Source organism: Terriglobales bacterium (assembly GCA_035624455.1).
GTDB lineage: Bacteria > Acidobacteriota > Terriglobia > Terriglobales > Acidobacteriaceae > DASPRM01.
In genome coordinates this window covers 1-2,169 of sequence record DASPRM010000162.1, presented here as the reverse complement: position 1 = coordinate 2,169, position 2,169 = coordinate 1, and the positions used below count along the sequence as shown (strand labels likewise).

Annotated in this window: 2 protein-coding genes; both read left to right on the top strand. The window is 59.1% G+C overall.

What is annotated here, in order from left to right; all coding sequences use genetic code 11:
* Positions 1-447 precede the first annotated feature (447 nt).
* Positions 448-1,656, top strand: coding sequence for an ISAzo13 family transposase (locus tag VEG30_18785; GenBank protein ID HXZ81983.1), 1,209 nt, complete (start codon positions 448-450; stop codon positions 1,654-1,656).
* 280 nt (positions 1,657-1,936) lie between these two features.
* On the top strand, positions 1,937-2,169 hold a 233-nt coding region (locus VEG30_18780; protein HXZ81982.1), incomplete at its 3' end, for a transposase.

The following is a 2,169-nucleotide window of genomic DNA, read 5'->3' as shown; positions in this document are numbered from 1 at the left end:
CACCTGCGTTTGCGGACAGTCGTTCACTCTATTGCGCCATCCGTGAAGTGGAAAGTATCAGTCAAATCCATATCCTTGAAAGGGCCGGGACCAACGAAGCCCAGCCTTCTCCCATCTTGATTTCAAGCGATAACAGCAACGGGTATTCGCATACGTCATAGCTGCGCGCGGGAGCTGCACATGCCCTGCGAAGGCCAAGGGCATTCACCGGCCGGCGTGTTTCTCCTTTGTGCAAGGCGCGAGGCAAACTTCGAAATTAAGACCCTTGCTTCGCCGCAATAGCTTGCAACTGCAAACCTGGAAGTAGTGCTGTACCAACGGGGCTTGTTCTCCTGCTAAGGACAGGCGCAAAAATAAGTGAATCGGTTTTCTTTTAGGGAAGCCGCGTCGTTGTGACTCGTGCGTGTTGGATTCCAGACAGCGACTTAGCGCGCTATGCGCGTTTTCATGATCGATGGGCAATCGATTCGGCAGCGCTGGGAAGCGGTCAACTCCCTGTTAGATGAGCGGGGGCGGCGGCTGTTTGCGGCGGCAGAAGTCCGGGCGGCCGGACGCGGGGGGCTTGCGGCGGCATCGAGTGTTACTGGGGTTGCACGCAGCACCCTTTTGCGAGGGCTTAAGGACCTTGACGCGCCTGCACTGCCGCGCGGAAGGGTTCGCCGTCAAGGTGGCGGCCGCCGCCGGCTGGCGGTGCGTGATACGACGCTTCTAGACGATCTGCGCAGCCTCGTGGAACCGGCGACGGTCGGCGATCCGGTCCGACCGCTGCTGTGGGTATCGAAGAGCCTCGATAAGCTGGCGGCGGCTCTCAATAAAATGGGGCATGCAGTCAGCGCCAATACTGTCCGCAAGCTGTTGACTGAACTTGGCTTTTCGCGCCAGTCCAACCGCAAGGCCGACGAGGGCTCGCATCATGGGGACCGCGATGCGCAGTTCCAGCACATCAACGCTAAGGTTCTGGCGGCGCAAGCCGCTGGCCAGCCCGTCATATCCGTCGACACCAAGAAAAAGGAGCTGGTTGGCAATTACTGCAACGGCGGCAGCGACTACCGGCCCAAAGGCGAGCCCCGGCGTGTGAACGTGCACGATTTCGAGGACAAGGAGCTTGGCAAGGTTGTCCCTTACGGCGTCTACGATATCGCTGCCAACAAAGGCTGGGTCAGCGTTGGCGTCACCCACGACACTGCGGAGTTCGCCGTAGCCTCGATCCGGCTGTGGCTGGAAAAGATGGGACGCAAGCGCTATCCCGACGCAAGCGAGTTGACCATCACCGCCGATTGTGGCGGCTCAAATGGCGCGCGCGTGCGGCTGTGGAAGTTGAAACTCCAGGAATTTGCCGATGAGACGGGCCTCACGATCCATGTCTGCCACTATCCACCGGGCACATCGAAGTGGAATAAGATCGAGCACCGCCTTTTCTGTCATATCACCCAGAATTGGCGCGCCCGCCCGCTGACTGACAGGGTAGCCGTCGTCGAGTTGATTGCAGCAACGTCAACGAAATCCGGGCTGCGCGTCGAAAGCGCGCTGGACGAGCGAACCTACGAGAAGGGCATCAAAGTCAGTGATGCCGACATGGAGGCCATCAATATTTGCGGCGATGAATTTCATCCCGAATGGAACTATGCAATAAAACCGCGAACCGGAAAATCGTAGCGGTTATTTTTGCGGATGTCCTTAGTTCTCCACCGGCCGGGCGGCCGACCCCCATGGGATGAAACGTCTTGGCATTGGAGCCTCGGTTTATTCTATATTTTGCGGCGCCGCTGGCAGCGAGGTCGGTTTGTCTATGGTGCGGACGAGCCCGTTGCTTAGTTGGACCCGGGCGCCTCGATCACCCCCAATGGAGCCAAAGGGCAGCAATGCCCCGGAGCACGTTTGTTAGAGTTCCTTTTCAATGAGGTCCCCACGCTGGCGGCAGTGTGGAGGAGAACCGATGGAAGTGATGCATGGGCGGGTCGCCGGCCTTGATGTTCACAAGGATGCCGTCGTCGCCTGTGTCCGGATCGTGGCGGCCGGCAAGGCATCGCGCGAATGCCGGACGTTCGAAACAACGACGGATGGCCTGAAATCCCTGCTGGCTTGGCTGACAGAGAACGAATGCACGCATGTGGCGATGGAAGCGACCGGGGTGTATTGGAAGCCGGTGTGGAACATCTTGAGCGACGG

Excerpts from the sequence above, each read along its gene's own strand:
- VEG30_18785 (HXZ81983.1), top strand. The coding sequence starts at position 448 with ATGATCGATGGGCAATCGATTCGGCAGCGCTGGGAAGCGGTCAACTCC.